The following is a 21,582-nucleotide window of genomic DNA, read 5'->3' as shown; positions in this document are numbered from 1 at the left end:
AAATTATGCCTTGGATACAATTAAGACTTAATGCAACCGCCGCTAATGCAGAAGCTATTGGTGATGAATTAGTTGAAAGCGGTGCCGTTTCAGTGACTTTCCAAGATAGTCACGATACGCCTATTTTTGAACCTTTACCGGGTGAAACTCGTCTTTGGGGTGATACTGACGTTATCGGTTTATATGATGCAGAAACTGACATGAAAATCGTTGTGGCAATGTTAGAAAACACGCCATTACTCGGTCAGGGCTTCCTACACAAAATTGAACAACTCGAAGATAAAGATTGGGAACGTGAATGGATGGATAACTTCCATCCAATGCGTTTTGGCGAACGTTTATGGATTTGCCCAAGCTGGCGTGAAGTACCCGATCCTAACGCTGTAAACGTCATGCTAGACCCTGGTCTGGCATTTGGTACAGGTACCCACCCTACTACCTCATTGTGCCTTCAGTGGCTTGATGGTTTAGATTTAGCGGGTAAAACGGTTATTGACTTCGGTTGTGGTTCTGGGATTTTAGCCATTGCAGCCTTAAAATTAGGTGCAGCTAAAGCAATTGGTATTGATATCGATCCTCAAGCTATCCAAGCAAGTCGTGATAACGCGCAACGTAATGGCGTTTCTGACGCCCTCACATTATATCTTGCAAAAGACCAGCCTGATAACCTCACTGCAGATGTTGTGGTCGCGAATATTTTAGCTGGCCCATTGCGTGAACTTGCACCTGTTATCAGTACATTGCCTCGTCAAGGTGGACATCTAGGGCTTTCTGGTGTGTTAGCGACACAAGCAGAAGGTGTAGCTGCTGCCTATGAAGGGCTATTTAACTTAGATCCTGTTGCCGAAAAAGAAGAGTGGTGCCGTATTACCGGTGTGAAAAAATAACACCGAACAAATATTAACCAAAATGAGATAATCTCATTACGTTAAAATTTTACTTAATTATTGTTTATCAGGCATTAATCACACTTTTGCCTGATAAACTCCACTTAGTTCCACTTGTTTATCAATTCTACATCATCAAATTTTAATTTTTTAAAAACATATAACACTATGTTTTTATTAATTAAATAATCAATTTATAAAAAATCAAGTATAAATGAGTAACTTTTTTTCGCAATTTGGTTAAACTTTGTCCTTTCATATCTGGCAAAAAATGCGTAATATACGCGCCCTTGCAGTCACAGTTTGGCCCTCTTTTCATCTATGCGAATCGGACAGTATCAGTTAAAAAATTGCCTTATCGCGGCTCCCATGGCTGGCGTTACAGACCGACCTTTTCGGTCGCTTTGCTATGATATGGGTGCGGGTATGACAGTTTCTGAAATGCTTTCTTCCAATCCTCAGGTTTGGCAGACTGACAAGTCTCGGTTACGAATGGTACATAGTGATGAATTGGGGATCCGCTCCGTACAAATTGCAGGAAGTGATCCCGTTGATATGGCGGCCGCTGCGAAAATAAACGCAGATAGTGGCGCTCAAATTATCGACATTAATATGGGTTGCCCTGCAAAAAAGGTGAATAAAAAGCTAGCGGGTTCAGCACTACTTCGTCATCCTGACCTTGTCGCAGAGATCCTCTCTGCTGTGGTTAACGCGGTAGATGTACCTGTTACTCTCAAGATCCGTACTGGCTGGTCACCTGATGAACGTAACTGTGTAGAGATTGCCAAATTGGCTGAACGTTGTGGTATTCAGGCTCTTACTATTCATGGACGTACACGCGAGTGTTTGTTCAAAGGGGAAGCCGAATACGACAGCATTCGGACAGTTAAGCAGAATGTTTCTATTCCCATTATTGCGAATGGAGACATAACAGACCCGCTAAAAGCCAGAGCAGTATTAGACTACACTGGAGCCGATGCTTTAATGATCGGTCGCGCTGCTCAGGGAAGACCCTGGATCTTTCGGGAAATCCAGCACTATCTGGACACAGGTGAACTGTTGCCCCCTCTGCCGATTGCAGAGGTACAACAAATAATGCAAAAGCATGTGCGTGAGTTGCACGACTTTTACGGTCAAGGCAAAGGAACTCGCATTGCACGCAAGCATGTCTCTTGGTATCTCAAGGAACATGCCCCTGATGACCAGTTTCGGCGCTCCTTCAACGCCATAGAGGATGCCAGCGAACAGCTGGAGGCGTTGGAAGCATATTTCGAAAATTTTTTGCGTAAATAAATAAAAGAGCTGACAGAACTATGTTCGAACAACGCGTAAATTCAGACGTACTAACAGTTGCCACCGTAAATTCACAAGATCAGGTGACCCAAAAACCTTTACGTGACTCAGTTAAACAAGCACTGAAGAACTATTTTGCTCAATTAAACGGTCAAGATGTTAATGACTTATATGAGCTAGTATTGGCTGAAGTTGAACAGCCATTGTTGGACATGGTAATGCAGTACACCCGTGGCAACCAAACGCGTGCAGCGCAAATGATGGGCATTAACCGCGGTACACTGCGTAAGAAACTGAAAAAATACGGCATGAACTGATCCTAGTCAGTTAGGTCTATTTTTATAAAAAGCCTTTTCTGGTTTCCAGAAAAGGCTTTTTTGTTGCCTATTTTTCACGCTTGCTCTATAACATAAATTATTAAGTTACCAAATATGGTAACATTTTACTATGTTACCAAATATAGTAACATTCTCTTTGGTATTTCAATTAAATAACTGAATAAAAGATCACTATACTCATTCTATTTCTCTCACAAAATGATAAGAGCAAGCTAATGAATAAAGACATCGTAAGTGTAATTACAGGTGATATCATAAACTCTAGAAACATCACACCTGAAAACTATGATGTTATGCTCTATACCTTGGAGCAGACGGTTCAATTACTCTCAGAACAACTACCACTTAAATATGACAGATATCGCGGTGACTCCTTCCAACTTGTTTGCTTACACGCTTGTGATGCCATTAAAGTTGCTATTGTCATTCAATTAGCATTGAAAACGTCCGAACTAGACATCTGTGCTCGTCAAAGTATTGGTATCGGTCAAATTAATTCATTACGTAATGATATTAGAACATCAACGGGTGAGGCCTTTATCTTATCGGGTGAAGGATTAGATAAGATGAAAAGTGAAATATTAACAATATCCGCATCAGATAAAGAATTTCAAAAAAACATTACTTTAGTGACTAAATACTTAGATATACAACTTAAAGAAATAACTCGAGCACAAGCGCAAGTTTTACTTAAATATATGGTTAATGAAGATAAATCTCACTATGCTATTGCTGATGAATTAAAAAAATCGAGAAGTAATATTACTAGATTATTAAACGCTAGCCACTATCAGTTAATAGATGAATATATTCAATACTTTAATTATTTAATTAACAAGGCTTATTGATATGTACAATTTCACGCTTCTTATTTCTCTTTACCTTGCTCATATTATTTTTGATTTTTATTTGCAACCTAAAAGCTGGATAGAAGCGCGGAATTCACTTCACTACAAATCTAAAGAGCTTTACTTTCATTCATTACTACAAGGTGGGATCACATTTATCGTTCTGATCGTAATGGCAAAAGTCAATTTCAATGCTATTTTGGTTTACAGCCTTATTATATCTATCACTCATTATTTATTCGATCTCGCAAAATCTTATACTGATAATTCTCTAAAATGGTTTATTACCGATCAAGTATTTCATGTTAGGTACACTGATTAGCTTTAGCATATCTATCTTTATAGGACTTGCTACTTCCTATTTTGTGACTCAACTCCCTATAGGAAAATAACTCATCAAACTTCTGGGCTAAATATCATTTTTCTAATGGGAATCCCTCAGGGAACGACTGGCAACGTATTCGTTTTGATAATATTCCCTCTAAAAATCCAGTCAGATTTTCTGCAATAAATTCTATCTCTGATCCTCTAGATGGAATAATAGCCATTGTCCAAAGCTCACTATTTTCTGATAAAACAACCCAAAAAAGCGTATCACCATTATCAGTAACACCAATGGGTAAAAGCCCATTACATTTTGGATATAGAACAAAAGGATAGTAATCAGGATCTTCATTGATTAATGAATCGAAATCTTCAAGTATCCACTCTTTTTGCTGAAAAAAATTAATGTACTCATTTTTGCTAAAGGGATTAAATAACGTTATAAAATCAGCTATCTGACCTGATCCATATTGGGTGATAAACGCAATATAATCGTTGGGAAGGGCATATTTGTTATCAATTAATGGCCATTTCTCTTCTTTTCCATTTTCATGTATTGCAGAAGGAATAGGTAGTTGCTGATTTAATGCCGTTAACATCACTATCTCACTTATTTGAGTTCTATTACACTGTGTAATGTATGGTATTTTAGAGTGAGTATCACTTTTATCATAATCATGCTGATAGTTATCACTCTATTACCCTAGTAAACAAACCTATATTAAAAAGAAAACAAACCATGACCACACCAGTACGTACCATTACATTTATTGATAGTGCTTATCCTAAACCTCATGCAATCAAAGAGTTTGTCTGGTCTGGTCGATTAGATAAACACGGTCAACTTTGGTTTGATCTGCACCTTAGAAGTAACAGTTACTATTTAAGTGAAGGTGAGGATTATCTTGATGATATAGATGAAGATGAATTAAATGATGAGGAAGAATATACCAGCCTTGCACACTGGCAAGCTCAAATCGTTTGGGATAATTATCACTGCTGTACACTCTCCTCAACTTATTGGTCTGACGACCAAGGTATTTTGCTCAGCACAGGAAATACACCGTTTGATTTTGATAACTTTATTAATCATCAATTTAATGTTGATATTGCCCCTCAAATCGATAGTGATACCGATGAGGATGAAGAAAGAGCAGAGGTCCCCGCTTTCAGTATTTACTTATTAGGTCATGATGCATGTAAAAATCATCAAATCACTTTCCAACGCCAATCCAATAATACTTTTAATATTGATTGGACAGGTAAAATTGCACTGACTTATGCGGGATTTGATGAATTTACTCATCAATTTATTGCAAGATTAGAAAATATTTCTTTTGATGGCTTTTATTTCCCTAAATCGTGGGATTTAGATAAAGCAACTCTGGAATTTAAAAAGGTACTTTCTCATTTTGAACATTATGAGTTTGTGTTAATTAATCCCAAAAGTCAGATTAAACAGTGGAAATTAAAATACATCGCTTAAATAGTGTGATGATTAATTAAAATACCTAATGATATTTATGTTGATATAAAATCCCTCATCTGTTTATATCAACATTGTCCATAAAGTAGGTAATATTTATTTTTATCAGGGAATGACAATGACTGCCTTACCACGAAAAAAAACATGGCAGATTGTCCTCACTATTATTCTAGTGGGGATAAACTTACGCCCCTTCTTAACTGGCCCTGGCCCTGTTATTGACAATATTATTGCCTCAACAGGAATGAGTTATAGCCAAGTCTCATTACTCACACTATTACCTATGCTTTTAATGGGAGTAGGGGCATTAGTCGTTCCTTTCTTACAGTCTTACATTCAAGTACGTAAAGGACTGTTAGTCGCAATGTTGATGCTTCTTATTGGCTCATTTTCTCGAGCTTATGTTTCTGATGGCAATCAGCTATTATTGACCGCCCTCTTCTGCGGTTTAAGTGTCGCTTATATTCAAGCGGTATTTCCTGGCATTATTAAAGGATGGTTTGGAAATCGAACGCCTATCATGATGGGACTATATTCCGCCATGTTAATGGGAGGAGGCGCACTAGGTGCTCAACTTTCCCCTATTCTTACCGCCCCTGATGGTCATTGGCAAAATGCTTTAGCATGGTTTGCACTTCCTGCTGGTTTTGCATTTGTTGCTATTCTTTTTTCTATTAAAAATAGCGCCACCTCTGCCAATAAAATATCACTCAATACCTTAATCTGGCGTCCTAGAACAGGGTTACTTATCTTAGGGTTTGGTTGTGTTAATGCAGGATATGCTTCAGTGGTAACATGGCTAGCACCTTTCTATCAATCGTTAGGAATGCCAAGCGCCCAAAGTGGCTCTCTAGTCGCTATCCTTTCCCTTTTTCAAGCTTCTGCCGCGTTGATTATTCCTTTCTTAGCGGCTAAAAATCACGACAGGCGTTTTTGGCTTACAATAACATTAATAAGCCAATTTATCGGTTTTGCCGCAATCATGACGATCCCCATGAGTTCGCCTTATCTTTGGAGTATTTTCTTAGGCTGTGGCTTAGGAGGATGTTTTTCCATGATGATGATTGTCGCGCTTGATCATATTCCAGATCCAGCGCAAGCGGGTGCTCTGTCAGCCTTAATGCAAGGTGGTGGCTTTATTATTGCCGCTTTTGGCCCATTAGTTGCTGTGCTATTACGCCAACCTGATGGAAGCTTTACTTATGCATGGGCATTTCATGCCATTTTAGTGATTATTACGATAGGATTATTTGCACGATTAAACCCTCGCCATTACGCAAAAGCCTATCCCGCCAATCATTCTATTTAATCATCATAAAAATATACACATAAAATAAGCGCCTTACTTTTTACAAATAAGGCGCTGAACAATGATAATAATCGAACACTACTTATGAAGATGATTAAGCAACGATATGTGTTCCTGTTTCACCTTTTAAGGCTGAAGCCAGTTTTTCTGGCGTTGTGATAATCACTCTTTTTCCACCCGCAGCTAAAAATGACAAACTCGCTTCGATTTTAGGAAGCATACTGCCTGGAGGAAAATGTCCCTCATGCATATATTGTGTCATTTCTGTCACAGAGGTTTCACCTAACGCTTTTTGTTCTGGCTTGCCGAAATGAATACAGACTTTTTCAACCCCTGTTGTAATAATCAGAATATCTGCATGTAATTCTTTTGCCAGTAACGTTGATGACAGATCTTTATCAATAACGGCATCAACACTTTGGTAATTACCTTGCTCATTTTTAATGACCGGAATGCCACCGCCTCCTACAGCAATAACAACATAGCCACATTCTGACAATGATTTAATTGCATTAGATTCAATTACATGCTGTGGAACAGGAGAGGCAACAACTCGACGATAACCACGACCAGAGTCTTCAACAAAATGCCATTGAGGATTTTCTTGCTTTAATTGTGCCATCTCTTGTTCAGAGAAAAATGCACCAATAGGTTTTGTTGGAGAAACAAAGTTGGGATCGTTTTTATCTACTTCAACTTGTGTAATAAGGGTAATTGCTTGTTTATTGTGTTGAACACGAAGCTTATTGGTTAACGCTTGTTGTATTAAATAACCAATACCTCCTTGTGTATCTGCGACACAGTTGGCTAATGGTGTTAATGGTAAACCTTCTTGTACATGTGCAACTTCCGCACGGCGTAAATCAAGCCCTACTTGTGGCCCGTTACCATGAGTTAAAACGATATTATACCCTTCAGCCACCATGTCACTAATATGGGCTGCAACCTCTTGTACTGCTTGTTCTTGATGAGCGATAGACTGGCTTGCATTGTCTTTAATAATACTGTTGCCTCCAATGGCAACAACAACGAGTTCTTTCATGTTTCACTCTCAATGATATTATTGGCAATTAAAGTAGAAATAACTCACCTCTACTCTTAGAGGTTGGGTTAATAAGGCCGCCATATCGCTAACCATTTTCCCCATTTTTATTTTTAATGAGATAAACATTATCGTGTTAAACAATATCTATTCATTAATTGCGCAGGATGATAGCAGAGAATGTAAATAAAACATCTATTACTCAACGTTTCTCTTAAAATACGGGAGGAAAAGGAGGAAAGGCGTCATCAAACATATCGATAACACCTTATTCAATACAGTAAGCGGGATGGTTAGTTCTTTTTCATTTTGCTACATCATAAATATCCGGTTGATAAACATCCGGCATATCGGTAATTAGCATATCAACACCCCATTGCTCAAAATCTTTCACTTCTTCAGGATTATTCGGGGTATAACAATAAATTTCATAGCCTGCCTGTTTTAATAACTGTGCTTGTTCTTGTGTAAGATACTTGTAATTACAATGCACACTAAAACCATCAATCGCTTTTAGTGTTTCTAACGCATTATCAGGGATCTCATCCCATAATTGGCCTCTGTGAATAGAAGGCAGGAATCGTTTCATAACAGTAAGTGCATGCGTATCAAAAGAAGAAAATAAAATTTGCTCATTCGGAATATCTGCACTTTTTATCATATCAGAAACCGCTAAACATAAACGCTCAACATCATCATCAGGCCATGTCTTCAACTCAATATTAAGCTTTGTTCCTGAACGCTTAATTAATTGCAATCCTTGTCTTAAAGAAGGAATTTTCTCACCTTGATAGAGTGAGCTAAACCAACTTCCTGCATCAAGACGATGCAAATCATCTAAGGTATGAAAACGCACAGCACCTTGCCCATTTGTGCAACGATTAACTGTTTTATCATGAATAAGCACAGGAACATGATCCGCGGTTAATTGCACATCCGTTTCAATCCATTCACACCCGAAATCAATTGCCATTTTAAACGCAGCCAATGTATTTTCAGGGGCTTTTCCAGAAAAACCTCGGTGAGCAGCTATCTTCATTTCTCTCTCCTTTTCATTTGTGCCGACATCATGACAACCATTTATGACAGCAATTTGACAGTCATACCATCAATATATCTTCATTTAATTGTCACCCCTTTGTCATAAACAACATTTAGGGTAATTCGCAGATTAGATTGCACCTTTAACTTTCGATTAAAAAGGAAATTCTGCATGTCGATAAAATCAATAACAGGTCTTGCTGTTGCAATGGCGTTATTTACTTCTCCTACACACGCAAAAACACAAATTGAATGGTGGCATGCAATGGGAGGTGCGCTCGGTCAGAAAGTTAATCAAATCGCCTCTGATTTTAATGCAAGCCAATCTGAATATGAGATAAAGCCTGTTTATAAAGGCACTTATGCTGAAACGATGACCAGTGCAGTAGCCTCGTTTCGTGCTAAAAACCAACCTGCTATTGTGCAAGTCTTTGAAGTCGGTACAGCCAGCATGATGGGCGCTAAAAAAGCCGTTTTCCCGGTTTATCAATTAATGGAAAAAACTAACGAGCCTTTTGATCCTAATAGTTATCTCTCTACTGTGACGGGCTATTACACCACCAGCGATGGCAAAATGATGTCACTGCCCTTTAATAGCTCAACCCCCGTGCTTTATTACAACAAGGTTCTATTTAAAAAAGCAGGTATAGAGCAACCGCCTAAAACATGGAAAGAGATGGAAGCTGTATCTCAGAAACTGCTCGATTCTGGAGTGAAATGTGGATTTACCACCACATGGCAATCATGGACTCAAATAGAAAACTTTGGGGCACGTAATAATTTACCTATTGCGACAAAAAATAATGGTTTTGATGGCTTAGATACGACGTTTCTATTTAATAAAGCCCCTTTCGTGGCTCATATTCAACAAATGGCAGATTGGTCTAAATCAGGTATTTTCAAATATGGTGGGCGCCAATCCGATTCAATGCCTCTATTTTATACTCAAGAGTGCGCCATGGTGATGGAATCATCCGCTGGTTTTGCTGGTATTAAAGAGAATATGAAAGGCATTGATATTGGTGTTAGCCAATTACCTTATGACGATACGCTGGTACAAAAACCCGCTAACACCATTATTGGTGGTGCGTCTTTATGGGTTATGTCAGGGCGTCCAGATGCGGAATATAACGGTGTGGCGAAATTCTTCACTTATCTTTCAAGCCCTGAAGTACAAGCTGATTGGCACCAAGCTACCGGTTATCTTCCTGTTACTAAAGCCGCTTACGCATTGACGCAACAACAAGGCTTTTATCAGCAAAATCCAGGGGCTGACACCGCAATATTACAAATGACAACCTCAGAACCGACTGCAAACTCTAAAGGATTACGCTTTGGTAATTTCTTACAAACACGCGAAATTGTTGATGAAGAGTTAGAAAAAGTATGGTCAGGAAAACAGAGTGCTCAAGCTGCATTGGATAATGCTGTCACACGTGGAAATGAGCAATTACGCCGCTTTGAACGTACTCAACAATAATCATTTATATTAGGCGAGCCAAGTGCTCGCCTTCTGTTTTTATCGATTTACTGGATACTGTATGGCTTCTCAATCCATTTATTTTAAACAAAAATGGTTACCTCTAGCGCTGATTTTTCCTCAACTAGCTATCACACTTATCTTTTTTATTTGGCCTGCTGGGCAAGCTTTCTTTCAGTCATTTCAATTAGAAGATGCGTTTGGCCTGAGTAGCGAGTTTGTTGGTCTCGAAAACTTTCAGCGTTTATTTAGCAATAGTTACTATTTTGACAGTTTAATCACCACATTGATTTTTAGCACCAGTGTTGTCTTTCTCTCTATGTTATCTGCACTTGTTTTGGCCGGCATTGCCGAGCAAATTTTACGAGGCAAACTGTTTTATCGCACAATTTTAATTTCACCCTATGCCATTGCGCCAGTTATCGCGGGTTTTCTTTGGTTATTTATGCTTGATCCTACGATTGGTGTATTAAGCCAATTATTAAAACAGATAGGCATTAATTGGGATCCCGTACTGAATACCCATCATGCTATGTGGATGGTGATTCTAACGGCGACATGGAAACAAGTGAGTTATAACTTTCTGTTTTTCCTCGCAGCCTTGCAATCTGTACCTAAATCACTATTAGAAGCAGCCGCTATTGATGGCAGTGGACCTATTAAACGCTTTATAACAATAAGCTTTCCGCTTATTTCACCGACCACTTTTTTCTTACTGGTCGTGAATTTTGCTTATGCCTTTTTTGATACATTCGCGATTATCCATGCCATGACACAAGGTGGCCCTGGCAGTAGTACATCAACACTGGTTTATAAGGTCTATAACGATGGTTTTGTGGGATTAGATTTAGGCTCCTCTGCTGCACAATCCGTTATTTTAATGTTTATCGTCGCGATATTAACCATTATTCAATTTCGTTATGTTGAGAAAAAGGTGGCTTACTGATGGTTGAACGCAGACCTTTATTTCACGCTTTTTGCCACTTGATCCTCATTGTTGGCATTCTTTCTGTCGCATTTCCTGTATGGATAGCGCTTGTCGCTACAACACATCAAAATACCGAATTTGCCACAGGATCGCCGCTTTGGTTCGGCACTGAAGGTTTCAGTATTTTTAAAACCCTATTGTCACAAGTGGGTACAACACAAAATAGTGCGATCTCAATTAACAGTATGTTGTTGAATTCATTAATCATGGCGTTAGTGATCACTATCGGAAAATTAATCATTTCAATTTTATCAGCCTATGCGGTTGTATTCTTTCGCTTTCCAGGCCGTATGCTTGCCTTTTGGACCATCTTTTTTACATTAATGCTGCCCGTTGAAGTTCGTATTATGCCGACATTTGAGGTTGTTACTAACCTTAATATGCTGAACTCTTATGCAGGATTAACCATTCCATTAATTGCCAGCGCTACCGCTACTTTTTTATTTCGACAATTCTTTCTTACTATTACCCCGGAGCTTATTGAAGCAGCCAAAATTGATGGCGCAGGCCCGATAAGATTCTTTTTCACCATCTTACTTCCTCTTTCACGTACCAATATAGCCGCCTTGTTTGTTATCACATTTATTTATGGCTGGAACCAATATCTTTGGCCAATGCTTATCACGACAGATACCCACTATTACACTATTGTGATGGGTATTAAACAGATGGTTGCGGTTTCCGATGGTGTTATTGAATGGAATAAAATTATGGCAACCACATTAATTGCGATGTTGCCTCCTGTCTTTATCGTCATTCTGATGCAAAGAGCCTTTGTAAAAGGCTTTATTGATACGGAGAAATAACATGACAACCGTCACTCTCACTGATTTAGAAAAGCGTTACCCAAATGGTCATCAAGCCATTTCAAAATTAAATCTTTCTATTGAGCAAGGCGAAATGGTGGTATTAGTCGGCCCTAGCGGTTGTGGTAAATCGACATTACTGCGAATGATTGCGGGATTAGAAACCATTACACAAGGTGATTTACTTATTGATAATTTGCGTGTTAATGAACACGAACCCAGTGAGCGTGATATCGCCATGGTTTTTCAAAACTACGCTCTTTATCCCCATATGTCGGTTTATAACAACATGGCATATGGCTTGCGTAATCGAAAAACACCAAAAGCAAAGATTGAAGAACTTGTCACAAATGCAGCTCAAATGCTGGAAATCAGCCATTTACTTGATAGAAAACCTAAAGAGCTATCAGGTGGGCAACGACAACGTGTGGCAATGGGCAGAGCCATTGTCCGTAAACCTAAAGTCTTTTTATTTGATGAGCCACTCTCTAATCTTGATGCAAAATTACGTGTACAAATGCGCCTTGAGATAAAAAAGCTACAACGAAAACTCTCCACAACGTCGATCTACGTTACACACGATCAAGTTGAAGCTATGACATTAGCCGATAAGTTGGTGGTGCTAAATCAAGGAAATATAGAACAAGTAGGCACACCGTTAGATATTTATGAAAGCCCAGCTTCGGTGTTTGTGGCTACCTTTATGGGTTCTCCTGCAATGAATATTTTAGAAACTTCCATTAATCATGGTGTAATTGAAGTCGCTGATGGGCACATTGCTGTTTCATCTCAGCACCTTCCTTATCAAGCGATTAAATTAGGTTTACGCCCTGAGCATTTACTCATTAGCCACCAGCATCCTATGTTCCATGTTGATGTTGAATTTATTGAAGCATTAGGTGCTGATGTTTTAATTTATGCCACAACCTGTGATAAACAAAAACAACCTGTTGTTATTCGCGCGCCGAACGATCATGGTGTGAATATTGGTCACAAAATAGGTCTTACTATTCATCCGGAAAACCTACATTTCTTTGATGAGCAAACAGGAAAACGTATTAATCGCCCTTTTATGATCATCAGTGAATTAATGGTTTCATAAAATATTGATATCGTTTTTTTCATTTTCAGTTTAATCTGAATAGCGATGTGTTGAGCATCGCTATTTATTTAAAACAAAGCAATAAATATCAAAAATATAAACTTTGTCAGAATTAAACAAATAAAAACCCGTACTAAATACCGTGTTCTTTTGATATTATTCCAAATAAATAAAAAACAACATCACTTACACTTAAAATAAGTATAATTAAATGTTTTATATAATATTTAACCAACAAAGCTTATCTTTTTAAACTTAGCCTACCAATTAATTATCTTAATTTTAAACAAGTTAAATTTATTAATCCATTTTTTACTCATGTTAAGGAAAGAAATAATAATACATTTTTGCTAAGGAAAGAAAAAAACATATATGGAGATATATTTTTTCATAAAATACCTATATTGCGCCAATAGATAAGCACTGTTATTCTTCTGCTCGAATTTGATCTGCACTTATATAAACTGCCAAGCAGAAAAGGACTTAATTAAAAAATGAAAATTAAATTACTTGCTACAGTGATGGTATCAGCAGCACTACTCTCAGGTTGTCAAAACCTCAATACCGATATGCTGACTAAATCAGGAACCCAACTTTTCCAAGCTGCAACATTAAGCGATGATGATATCAAAGCACTAACAAATGATGCATGTAAAGAAATGGATGCGCAAAATAAAGTCGCTCCAGCCAATAGCACTTACACCAAACGTTTAAATAATATCGCTAAAGCGTTAGGTAATGAAGTTAATGGCACTCCGGTAAATTACAAAGTTTACATGACTAAAGATGTGAACGCATGGGCTATGGCTAACGGTTGTGTTCGTGTTTATAGTGGTTTAATGGACATGATGACAGATAACGAAGTTGAGGGCGTTTTAGGTCATGAAATGGGTCATGTTGCTTTAGGCCATACCCGTAAAGCAATTCAAGTTGCTCACGCAACAGTTGCTGCACGTACGGCAGCAGCATCAGCGGGTGGCGTTGCAGCACAATTAAGTAGCTCACAATTAGCTGAAATGGGTCAGAAATTAATTAATGCTCAATTCTCACAACATCAAGAAACTGAAGCAGATAATTTCTCTTATGATCTGCTAACAAAACGTGGCGTTAATACAGCAGGGTTGGTTACAGGCTTTGAGAAGCTCGCTAAATTAGGTGGTGGTGATTCAAGTATGTTTGATTCTCACCCACCATCAAAAGAGCGTGCTGATAATATCCGTAATCGCATCGCTGCAGATAAAAAATAATGACCTCGCCCCTATATCTCATGATATGGGGGTTTTCTTTTCAGGCTTATCGGTTATGAATGACGAAAACGATCCACAACATCGGCAAAAAAACGTTTAATTGCTTGCCTTTCCTGCTGATCATATTGTTCAAACAATGCAGACCATTTTGCTTGAGATTGTTGATGTAGTACCCCATGTGCATGAAAAAGCAGCTCTCCTTGATCGGTTAAAATAAAAAAGATCTCTTTTTGATTGTCTGCCAATTTTATTTTTTCAATCGCACCTTTTTTTTGTAATCGACTACAAATTTTTGAGACCGCTCCTCGAGTCATTGCCATATATTCACTGATAGTCGTTAGATTTCTCATGCTCTCCTCACCAATACAATGAATAACATGCAATTCTGTGAGTGAATAATTCTCTAACCCCTTCTCTTCTAATACTTTTTTATGCTCCTCATTGACATGTTCATCTTTAAGATGCAAGAAATCACTTAACCCTTTTAACAAGTCTTGTGTTGTTACATTCTCTTTTGTCATTTTGTTTCCTTGGAAAAAATATTTTAAAAAATAGTACCAAAAGTATTTACAACAATCAAAATGTCGCTATTATCTATTTTGTTTCCATGGAAACAAAATAGATAAAGAGAGACTATATAATGAAATTATCAATCCGCAGTTTGTTTTATCTCATTTGCTTTAGCGCACTATTAGGCTCTTTAGCACAAAATATTTATACCCCTGTACTTCCCTTGATACAGCAGCAATTTAATACCACGTTATCACTGGTTAATCTGACGGTATCTGCATTTACTTTTGCTATGGCTGTTATGCAACTATTTTATGGTTCATTGATTGATAAATGGGGAAGAAAGCCAATTTTACTCAGTGGATTAGCCATTTCTATTGTGGGTGCATTGGGTTGTGTTTGGTCTGACTCTATTGGCTTATTGATTTTTTGGCGTGTGATCCAAGCTATCGGTATTGCAGCCATTCCCGTAGTTGCAGCAACTATTCTTGGCGATCTTTACCAAGGAAACGATCGCGCAAAAGCAATGGGATCGTACCAAATGCTATTAGCACTAGCACCAGCTTGTGGCCCTTTGTTAGGTGGATATTTAGCGCAACATTATCAATATCAAGGTATTTTTATTTTTTTGGCTGTTATCGGTATCCTATTACTGATCACACATCTCTTTTATTTACCTGAAACACGTCCGGAGCAAAAGGAAACCTTTAAAAGCTTATCAGCGATGCAACAAGTGCTTATAGCGCCTGAGGGTAAATCTGTATTTGTCATGAGTTTTATGGTGTTTTATAACTATTTTTGTCTACTGGTTTTCTTACCCTTAATTGCCTTTCATCTCTATCAACTTAACAGCACTGAAATAGGTGGATTATATATGCCTATGTCGATAGCACTTGTCTTAGGTAGCTATCTTTACCGTAGAATTTGCCATCTATTTAGCGCTGAATATGGTGTGATTATTACCTCTTGTATCAACCTGACTATGTTGACGTTATTTGCACTCTTTTGGCAAATCTCATTACCTGTCATGCTTGGCTTAACTGTGTTATACGGGCTTTCTTTAGGCTTAACCATGCCAACGCACACTACATTATTAGCAAGTCAGTTTGGCTCAATGAGGGCAACTGCAATGGGGATTTATAACTTTATTCGTTATTGTGGAATGGCGGCTGGCCCTATAATTTCGGTCTATTTTGTGACTGACAATAACTATGAGCATGTCTTTTATTCTTGTGTGATCTTAACGAGTTTGGCATTGTGTTTCACCATTAAGACCTTAATGTCTTCATTAAAAGAAAAAAAACAAACTGCAAACTAACAGGATATCTAATGAAATTAACCATTGAAAAACTGGCACAGCTCTCTGAACAAGACCGTATTGATTTAGGCAAAATTTGGCAAGATCCACGTTATCAATCAGCTCTAACAAATGAGATAAACAACGAGAATGTACTCTTTGTGGCGAGATTTAATGAGCGATTATTAGCGGCTTGCTGGGTTAAATTATCAGATAAAAAAGCGGTTATTACTGATTTTATGGTCAGAGAAGTAACTCGTCGTCGCGGTGTTGGGCATTATTTACTGACACAATGTTTATCTGCCTATCCTGATATTTGCCATTGGCAGGCAATAAGCTTATCCGCAGAAGAAAATGGATATGATGTTGCACACGCTTTTTTAGTACACCATCAATTTAGCCCATCGCCACAATCTGATCTCTATGTTCTCAATATTTGACAAGTAGTATAAAGTCTAGCCACGTTGTAAGCCGTTTCACTAAGATTCTTTTGCGCATTATGAAGTGCATCATCCAGTGTAGAAACGCCCGGTACAATAGAGAAAACGGCATCAATACCCTGCTGATGAACCACATCATAGTCAGGTAAATAACCACCGACCAACGCAATAACAGGAAGGTGGTATTTTTTTGCCAATTTAGCAACGCCTGTCGGTGTTTTACCTTGCGCCGATTGGCTATCCATTCGACCTTCTCCAGTGATAACTAAATCAGCATCAATAAAATATTTTTCTAGTTGAACCGCTTTAGCAACCAGTTCAACCCCCGGCGAAAGCGTTGCTTGCGTAAAGGCAAGTAACGGTAGTGCCAACCCGCCCGCTGCACCACTTCCTGCAATATTAATAAGATTGCGTTGCGTCATTTTCTCCAGATAGGTACCAAAATGACGTAAGGCTTTATCAAGTTGCGCAATATCATCTTTGGTCGCGCCTTTTTGAGGACCAAAAATAGCTGATGCCCCTTTTTCTCCACACAACGGATTTGTTACATCACAAGCAATTTCGATCTCAACTTGCTTAAGTTTAGGGTTAAGCGTTGTGATATCAATAGAATGGAGCTGTGTTAATGCCTGTCCACCAAAAGGCAAAGAGGAGCCTAATTTATCTTTAAGTCCAAGACCAAGTGCTTGCATCATGCCAGCACCAGCGTCATTGGTGGCACTTCCCCCTAATCCTAAAATGATTTTTTTAACACCCATCTCAAGTGCGGCATTAATTAATTCACCCGTACCATAGCTGGTTGTTAAATTGGGATCACGTTGAGAGACCGGAATAAGATGAAGACCAGACGCTTGTGCCATTTCAATCACGGCAGTGGTGTTATCGCCTAAGATGCCCCACGTTGCTGTCACTTGCTTACCTAAAGGTGAGCAAACTGGCGTAGTAAATAATCGCCCTTGAGTTGCATCAATCAATGAAGTGACTGTACCTTCTCCTCCATCAGCCATAGGAATGCAATAGTATTGCGCATCTGGTAAATAGCGTGAAAACCCCTGTTTTATCGCTGTTGCAACTTCTTTCGCACTTAAGCTTTCTTTAAATGAATCAGGGGCGATAACTATTTTCACGTTATATTCTCCGGGCAATAAAAAAGCGATATTTTCATATCGCTTTTATAACATACTCTACTTTATGAGAGCGTGTACATGGTCTGAAATGTGATTAATCTTCAATCGCTAAACGCAATTTTTTCATCGCATTTTTTTCTAATTGGCGAACACGCTCAGCAGATACACCATATTTTGTCGCCAAATCTTGCAATGTCGATTTGTTATCATCATCTAGCCAACGAGCACGAATAATATCTTGGCTACGTTCATCAAGAGTTTCAATTGCTGACGTCAGTTTATCTGCTGCATGATTATCCCAGTTATCTTCCTCAATGCCGTCGGCAAAGTCTGAAGACTTATCTTCTAAGAAAAGTACTGGAGCAATAGGATGTGAGTCATCACTATCATCAGCAGTCATATCAAATGCCATATCTTGTGCTGACATTCGTGATTCCATTTCTCGGACATCACTTTCTGACACGCCCAATTCTCTTGCGACTAATTCCACTTCATCTTGATTAAACCAACCTAAACGCTTTTTATTTTTTCGCAGATTAAAAAACAGTTTACGTTGAGATTTAGTGGTCGCGACTTTCACGATACGCCAGTTACGTAGCACATATTCATGAATTTCTGCTTTGATCCAATGTACGGCAAAAGAGACTAGTCGAACACCCACTTCTGGGTTAAAACGGCGAACCGCTTTCATCAGACCAATATTACCTTCTTGGATAAGATCGGCTTGGGGTAGGCCATAGCCAGAATAGCTGCGAGCAACATGAATAACGAAGCGCAGATGTGAAAGGATAAGCGTTCTTGCTGCATCCAAATCACCCTCGTAATGCAGCCGTTCAGCGAGTTCCTTTTCTTCCTCTGCCGTTAACATCGGATAGGAATTGGCTGCACGTATATACGCTTCAATGCTGCCTTGCGGAACCAATGCTAAGGATTGCATTTCTTTTGTCATTCAAATCCTCATGAAAATCAAATAGATAATTAATATTAATACTGTATGGCGAGTAGGAAGAACCTTATAATAGCACTTAACAGGTCATAGTCGGAGGTAGATATTATGTTTTACAACGTAATTTGACCAGCATAAAGACTAAAGGTTCATATCGCATCTATGTTTACATATCTTTGTACTTTACCAAGCAAACCACAAATTCATCTATTAAAAACAGAACTTAATTAGTATAGATTAAGTGTAGAACATTATTATGCCAAAGATAGTGGTGTGATAACATGGCAAGGTTGCGATAATAATGCAACCTGCCGTAATAAAAAGGGAAAAAGGTGCTAAAATATTATTCGGGTGTGAATTGACGCAAATGTTGCATTGTCGTCAACCATGCAGCCAGCCAGCCAATTATCATAGCAACAAGAATAAGAATGATAGATTCATCAAAGCCTAATCCTGAGATGGAAAATGACGTTCCAAACACGGTCGCGGCTTGAGTCACCACATCTGAGAGTTTCCATACCAGTAAAGCTGAAAAAATTAGGGCGAATACGGCGCCAATAAAACCAAGGATCAATCCCCAATTAAGGAAAGGACGCATAATAAAACCGTCAGTTGCACCAATTAGCTTCATCACATTAATGGTATCGCGTCGACTGAAAATATTGAGGCGCACACTGTTACCAATTACCAGCAACAGGGCAACAACCATCAATGTACCAATGACCAAAGCGATTTGCCCAACTAATGAAGTTAACGTTGAAAGCCGAGTAAACCAACTATCATCCATTCTTACTTCATCAACACCGGGTATTTTCGCTACTGTATCACGCAAATTCACCATCAATTGTTGATCACTAGGCTCCATAACTGGTGTCACAATCGCAACCGCAGGTAATGGATTCTCTTCTAACATATCTAACGCACTACTAAAACCAGACCAAGAACGAAATTCCACTAGCGAATCTTGTCGTGAAAGATAGTTAACATTCTCAACTTTATCTAAAGCTTCTATCTTCTTGATTGTGGCTTCAGCTAATGAATCATCAAGAGATTTATCAAGATAAACGGTTAACTGCGGTGTTGGATACCATTGTTCTGCCGCAGTTGAAACATTCTTCCACACAATATAAAAGATGCTAGGCAAGGTGAGAGAAATAGCAACAACCATTACCGTTAAAAAAGAGGAGAGCGGCTGACGTAAAAAATCTGCCATCGTGTTACGCCATGCATAACGCCACTGTTCGCGTCTTCCCCCTTTTAGCGCCTTGGTTTTTGCACTTGGCGTTGGCTTTGATTTACGGGAACTTTTTGCTTTAGCCATTTTGTCCTCCCACCATTCTGCCTTGCCCTAATGTAAGAATGCGATAATTTCTGCGTTCTATCAGCGACATATCGTGTGTCGCCATTAACACGGTTACGCCAACACGATTGAACTCTTCAAAAAGACGCATAATGCCTTCTGAAAGCTCACCATCAAGGTTACCTGTTGGTTCATCTGCGAGTAAAACAGTCGGTTTATTCACAACCGCGCGCGCAATACCGACACGTTGTTGTTCACCACCAGAGAGTTGAATAGGATAATTTTTGGCTTTATCCAAAAGCCCTACTTTATCTAAAGCAGCTGAAACTCTGCGCCGAATATCTTCTTCACTTGCGCCAGCAATAATCAGGGGAAGAGAAACGTTGTCATAAACCGTTCTGTCCATCAATAAGTGGTGATCTTGAAAGATCATCCCAATTTGACGACGCAGAAAAGGGATCTCACTATTTTTTAGTCTACTGATATCATGACCAGCAAACCAAATAGCACCATCACTGGGTCGTTCTATTCCACAAATTAATTTAAGCAATGTACTTTTACCGGCACCAGAGTGACCTGTTAAAAAAGCCATTTCACCAGGGCGAAGATGAAAATCAACTCCCTGCAATGCTTGTCTTCCACCTAAATAAGCCTTGCTGACGTGTTCGAAGCGGATCATTAAAACTACTCCTCGCGGGCAAACAGAGCCTCAATAAAATCGTCGGCCTTAAACGGACGTAGATCTTCAATTCCTTCACCTACCCCGATATAGCGGATAGGAATACTAAACTGATCAGCAATGGAGAAGATAACGCCTCCTTTTGCTGTACCATCGAGTTTAGTCAATGTTAATCCAGTTAGCCCAACTGTTTCATTAAAGAGTTTAGCCTGGCTCACTGCATTTTGTCCGGTACTTGCATCTAACGTCAGCATCACTTCATGTGGTGCTTCTTCGTCTAATTTCTTCATAACACGAACGATTTTTTTCAGCTCTTCCATTAAATGGGATTTATTCTGCAATCGTCCTGCGGTATCAGCAATAAGAACATCGACACCTTTTGCCTGTGCTGATTGAATTGCATCAAAAATCACAGATGCAGGATCAGCGCCTGTATGTTGTGCGACAACAGGAATATTATTGCGCTCTCCCCAAACTTGTAACTGTTCAACAGCAGCAGCACGGAAGGTATCACCTGCCGCTAACATGACAGATTTACCCTCAGCTTGGTATTGTCGCGCTAATTTTCCGATTGTAGTTGTTTTACCCACACCATTAACTCCGACCATCAAAATAACAAAAGGTTTTTTACCTTCAATATTTAATGGCTTATCAACTTTCGTTAAGATCTCGGCCATCTCTTCACGTAATTTGCCGTAAAGGGCTTCAGCATCTTTAAGATCTTTATGTGTTGCGTGTTTGGTCAGGCTGGTGATGATTTTAGTCGTGGTTTCCATTCCCACATCAGCAATTAAGAGTTGCTCTTCTAACTCTTCAAAAAGCTCATCATCAATTTTCTTACCACGAAATAGGCCAAGAAATCCTAAACCTAAATTCTGGCGAGTTTTCAGTAAACCTTTTTTCAGTCGACTAAAGAAACCTTCTTTCTTAGGTTTTTCTTGTTCAACAACTTTATCTGCTAGCACTTCTTCACGTAAAGCTTCAATATCTTCAGCTTCTGCTTGCGCAATAGCGAGACGTTCGTTTTCCTCTTCTTGCGCAAGGCGTTGGGCTTCAGCTTCTTGTGCCAGACGTTCCTGCTCTGCGCGTTCC

At 38.9% G+C, this 21,582-nt stretch carries 23 protein-coding genes; 14 read left to right on the top strand and 9 right to left on the bottom strand.

The annotated features are described in order from the left end of the window. Positions 1–5: 5 nt before the first annotated feature. The 5 genes from prmA (at position 6) to GWI59_RS17730 (ending at position 3,688) form a co-directional block, all read left to right on the top strand. Entirely contained in the window at positions 6–887 is an 882-nt protein-coding gene (gene prmA / locus GWI59_RS15180; protein ID WP_006535384.1) for a 50S ribosomal protein L11 methyltransferase, read from the top strand. A gap of 321 nt (positions 888–1,208) precedes the next feature. Continuing rightward, positions 1,209–2,180 carry a tRNA dihydrouridine synthase DusB gene (gene dusB, locus GWI59_RS15175; RefSeq protein ID WP_072063792.1) on the top strand — a complete coding sequence of 324 codons (972 nt, stop codon included), beginning with the start codon at positions 1,209–1,211 and terminating at the stop codon, positions 2,178–2,180. A 20-nt stretch (positions 2,181–2,200) separates the two neighbouring features. Further along, the gene (gene fis / locus GWI59_RS15170) at positions 2,201–2,497 is read left to right on the top strand and encodes a DNA-binding transcriptional regulator Fis (RefSeq protein WP_004245342.1); all 297 of its coding nucleotides are present in this window, start codon (positions 2,201–2,203) and stop codon (positions 2,495–2,497) included. A gap of 236 nt (positions 2,498–2,733) precedes the next feature. After that, positions 2,734–3,366: a hypothetical protein gene (locus GWI59_RS15165; protein ID WP_109399368.1), complete on the top strand. Its 633-nt coding sequence runs from the start codon at positions 2,734–2,736 to the stop codon at positions 3,364–3,366. A 1-nt stretch (position 3,367) separates the two neighbouring features. Beyond that, positions 3,368–3,688 carry a DUF3307 domain-containing protein gene (locus tag GWI59_RS17730; RefSeq protein ID WP_161670775.1) on the top strand — a complete coding sequence of 107 codons (321 nt, stop codon included), beginning with the start codon at positions 3,368–3,370 and terminating at the stop codon, positions 3,686–3,688. A gap of 94 nt (positions 3,689–3,782) precedes the next feature. On the opposite strand, the gene GWI59_RS15155 is transcribed toward GWI59_RS17730, so the two are convergent. Further along, the gene (locus GWI59_RS15155; protein ID WP_202608856.1) at positions 3,783–4,289 is read right to left on the bottom strand and encodes an SMI1/KNR4 family protein; all 507 of its coding nucleotides are present in this window, start codon (positions 4,287–4,289) and stop codon (positions 3,783–3,785) included. Between the two features lie 140 nt (positions 4,290–4,429). Between GWI59_RS15155 and GWI59_RS15150 the strand changes: the two genes are divergently transcribed. Then, complete coding sequence (locus GWI59_RS15150) at positions 4,430–5,176, top strand: hypothetical protein (protein WP_161725051.1); 747 nt, start codon at positions 4,430–4,432, stop codon at positions 5,174–5,176. A gap of 118 nt (positions 5,177–5,294) precedes the next feature. Continuing rightward, entirely contained in the window at positions 5,295–6,485 is a 1,191-nt protein-coding gene (locus GWI59_RS15145) for a cyanate transporter (protein ID WP_109848402.1), read from the top strand. 94 nt (positions 6,486–6,579) lie between these two features. Here GWI59_RS15145 and GWI59_RS15140 read toward each other — a convergent pair whose 3' ends face one another. Both GWI59_RS15140 and GWI59_RS15135 read right to left on the bottom strand, forming a co-directional pair. Beyond that, positions 6,580–7,527 (bottom strand): carbamate kinase family protein, encoded by a 948-nt coding sequence (locus GWI59_RS15140; protein WP_161725049.1) that lies wholly within the window; start codon positions 7,525–7,527, stop codon positions 6,580–6,582. Positions 7,528–7,831: 304 nt separating this feature from the next. Beyond that, positions 7,832–8,566, bottom strand: a complete 735-nt coding sequence (locus GWI59_RS15135; RefSeq protein ID WP_161725047.1) for a glycerophosphoryl diester phosphodiesterase — start codon at positions 8,564–8,566, stop codon at positions 7,832–7,834. A gap of 174 nt (positions 8,567–8,740) precedes the next feature. Between GWI59_RS15135 and ugpB the strand changes: the two genes are divergently transcribed. The 5 genes from ugpB (at position 8,741) to GWI59_RS15110 (ending at position 14,191) form a co-directional block, all read left to right on the top strand. Further along, entirely contained in the window at positions 8,741–10,048 is a 1,308-nt protein-coding gene (ugpB, locus tag GWI59_RS15130; protein ID WP_161669211.1) for a sn-glycerol-3-phosphate ABC transporter substrate-binding protein UgpB, read from the top strand. Between the two features lie 61 nt (positions 10,049–10,109). Continuing rightward, positions 10,110–10,994 (top strand): sn-glycerol-3-phosphate ABC transporter permease UgpA, encoded by an 885-nt coding sequence (gene ugpA / locus GWI59_RS15125; RefSeq protein ID WP_006535398.1) that lies wholly within the window; start codon positions 10,110–10,112, stop codon positions 10,992–10,994. Further along, positions 10,994–11,842 carry a sn-glycerol-3-phosphate ABC transporter permease UgpE gene (gene ugpE, locus GWI59_RS15120; protein WP_109848400.1) on the top strand — a complete coding sequence of 283 codons (849 nt, stop codon included), beginning with the start codon at positions 10,994–10,996 and terminating at the stop codon, positions 11,840–11,842. Before ugpA ends, ugpE begins: the two co-directional genes overlap by 1 nt. Position 11,843: 1 nt before the next feature. Continuing rightward, positions 11,844–12,944, top strand: coding sequence for a sn-glycerol-3-phosphate import ATP-binding protein UgpC (locus GWI59_RS15115; protein WP_006535401.1), 1,101 nt, complete (start codon positions 11,844–11,846; stop codon positions 12,942–12,944). A 494-nt stretch (positions 12,945–13,438) separates the two neighbouring features. Further along, on the top strand, positions 13,439–14,191 hold the full coding sequence (locus tag GWI59_RS15110) for a M48 family metallopeptidase (protein ID WP_006535402.1): 753 nt from the start codon (positions 13,439–13,441) through the stop codon (positions 14,189–14,191). A gap of 53 nt (positions 14,192–14,244) precedes the next feature. Here the strand turns inward: GWI59_RS15110 and GWI59_RS15105 are convergent, their stop codons facing one another. Next, the gene (locus GWI59_RS15105; protein ID WP_109848399.1) at positions 14,245–14,712 is read right to left on the bottom strand and encodes a MarR family winged helix-turn-helix transcriptional regulator; all 468 of its coding nucleotides are present in this window, start codon (positions 14,710–14,712) and stop codon (positions 14,245–14,247) included. Positions 14,713–14,831: 119 nt separating this feature from the next. Between GWI59_RS15105 and GWI59_RS15100 the strand changes: the two genes are divergently transcribed. Further along, entirely contained in the window at positions 14,832–16,019 is a 1,188-nt protein-coding gene (locus GWI59_RS15100; RefSeq protein ID WP_109399377.1) for an MFS transporter, read from the top strand. Positions 16,020–16,030: 11 nt separating this feature from the next. Further along, complete coding sequence (gene panM / locus GWI59_RS15095) at positions 16,031–16,438, top strand: aspartate 1-decarboxylase autocleavage activator PanM (protein WP_109399378.1); 408 nt, start codon at positions 16,031–16,033, stop codon at positions 16,436–16,438. On the opposite strand, the gene GWI59_RS15090 is transcribed toward panM, so the two are convergent. From GWI59_RS15090 to ftsY, 5 genes are all read right to left on the bottom strand, one after another. Then, positions 16,420–17,565, bottom strand: a complete 1,146-nt coding sequence (locus tag GWI59_RS15090) for a glycerate kinase (protein ID WP_161725045.1) — start codon at positions 17,563–17,565, stop codon at positions 16,420–16,422. The two genes, panM and GWI59_RS15090, sit on opposite strands and share 19 nt — an antisense overlap. Before the next feature lie 94 nt (positions 17,566–17,659). After that, a complete protein-coding gene (rpoH, locus tag GWI59_RS15085; protein WP_072063808.1) occupies positions 17,660–18,514 on the bottom strand; it encodes an RNA polymerase sigma factor RpoH in 855 nt (284 codons plus the stop codon). Positions 18,515–18,854: 340 nt separating this feature from the next. Then, entirely contained in the window at positions 18,855–19,832 is a 978-nt protein-coding gene (ftsX, locus tag GWI59_RS15080; protein WP_006535409.1) for a permease-like cell division protein FtsX, read from the bottom strand. Continuing rightward, positions 19,825–20,490, bottom strand: a complete 666-nt coding sequence (ftsE, locus tag GWI59_RS15075) for a cell division ATP-binding protein FtsE (RefSeq protein ID WP_023583735.1) — start codon at positions 20,488–20,490, stop codon at positions 19,825–19,827. Before ftsE ends, ftsX begins: the two co-directional genes overlap by 8 nt. A gap of 5 nt (positions 20,491–20,495) precedes the next feature. Next, the coding region (gene ftsY / locus GWI59_RS15070; protein WP_161725043.1) for a signal recognition particle-docking protein FtsY at positions 20,496–21,582 on the bottom strand (1,087 nt) is incomplete at its 5' end.

This window comes from Proteus sp. G2673 (genome assembly GCF_009915125.1).
Lineage (GTDB): Bacteria > Pseudomonadota > Gammaproteobacteria > Enterobacterales > Enterobacteriaceae > Proteus > Proteus penneri.
The sequence above is the reverse complement of the archived record's forward strand: the minus strand, read 5'-3'. Positions and strand labels throughout refer to the sequence as shown.

What these genes read in the sequence shown, in the direction of transcription:
- GWI59_RS17730 (WP_161670775.1), top strand. Translation starts at nt 3,368, where the DNA reads ATGTACAATTTCACGCTTCTTATTTCTCTTTACCTTGCTCATATTATT.
- GWI59_RS15115 (WP_006535401.1), top strand. Translation starts at nt 11,844, where the DNA reads ATGACAACCGTCACTCTCACTGATTTAGAAAAGCGTTACCCAAATGGT.
- rpoH (WP_072063808.1), bottom strand. Translation starts at nt 18,514, where the DNA reads ATGACAAAAGAAATGCAATCCTTAGCATTGGTTCCGCAAGGCAGCATT.
- GWI59_RS15105 (WP_109848399.1), bottom strand. Translation starts at nt 14,712, where the DNA reads ATGACAAAAGAGAATGTAACAACACAAGACTTGTTAAAAGGGTTAAGT.
- GWI59_RS15110 (WP_006535402.1), top strand. Translation starts at nt 13,439, where the DNA reads ATGAAAATTAAATTACTTGCTACAGTGATGGTATCAGCAGCACTACTC.
- panM (WP_109399378.1), top strand. Translation starts at nt 16,031, where the DNA reads ATGAAATTAACCATTGAAAAACTGGCACAGCTCTCTGAACAAGACCGT.
- GWI59_RS15100 (WP_109399377.1), top strand. Translation starts at nt 14,832, where the DNA reads ATGAAATTATCAATCCGCAGTTTGTTTTATCTCATTTGCTTTAGCGCA.
- ftsE (WP_023583735.1), bottom strand. Translation starts at nt 20,490, where the DNA reads ATGATCCGCTTCGAACACGTCAGCAAGGCTTATTTAGGTGGAAGACAA.
- GWI59_RS15135 (WP_161725047.1), bottom strand. Translation starts at nt 8,566, where the DNA reads ATGAAGATAGCTGCTCACCGAGGTTTTTCTGGAAAAGCCCCTGAAAAT.
- ugpE (WP_109848400.1), top strand. Translation starts at nt 10,994, where the DNA reads ATGGTTGAACGCAGACCTTTATTTCACGCTTTTTGCCACTTGATCCTC.
- dusB (WP_072063792.1), top strand. Translation starts at nt 1,209, where the DNA reads ATGCGAATCGGACAGTATCAGTTAAAAAATTGCCTTATCGCGGCTCCC.
- fis (WP_004245342.1), top strand. Translation starts at nt 2,201, where the DNA reads ATGTTCGAACAACGCGTAAATTCAGACGTACTAACAGTTGCCACCGTA.
- prmA (WP_006535384.1), top strand. Translation starts at nt 6, where the DNA reads ATGCCTTGGATACAATTAAGACTTAATGCAACCGCCGCTAATGCAGAA.
- GWI59_RS15140 (WP_161725049.1), bottom strand. Translation starts at nt 7,527, where the DNA reads ATGAAAGAACTCGTTGTTGTTGCCATTGGAGGCAACAGTATTATTAAA.
- ftsX (WP_006535409.1), bottom strand. Translation starts at nt 19,832, where the DNA reads ATGGCTAAAGCAAAAAGTTCCCGTAAATCAAAGCCAACGCCAAGTGCA.
- GWI59_RS15145 (WP_109848402.1), top strand. Translation starts at nt 5,295, where the DNA reads ATGACTGCCTTACCACGAAAAAAAACATGGCAGATTGTCCTCACTATT.
- ugpB (WP_161669211.1), top strand. Translation starts at nt 8,741, where the DNA reads ATGTCGATAAAATCAATAACAGGTCTTGCTGTTGCAATGGCGTTATTT.
- GWI59_RS15165 (WP_109399368.1), top strand. Translation starts at nt 2,734, where the DNA reads ATGAATAAAGACATCGTAAGTGTAATTACAGGTGATATCATAAACTCT.
- ugpA (WP_006535398.1), top strand. Translation starts at nt 10,110, where the DNA reads ATGGCTTCTCAATCCATTTATTTTAAACAAAAATGGTTACCTCTAGCG.
- GWI59_RS15155 (WP_202608856.1), bottom strand. Translation starts at nt 4,289, where the DNA reads ATGTTAACGGCATTAAATCAGCAACTACCTATTCCTTCTGCAATACAT.
- GWI59_RS15150 (WP_161725051.1), top strand. Translation starts at nt 4,430, where the DNA reads ATGACCACACCAGTACGTACCATTACATTTATTGATAGTGCTTATCCT.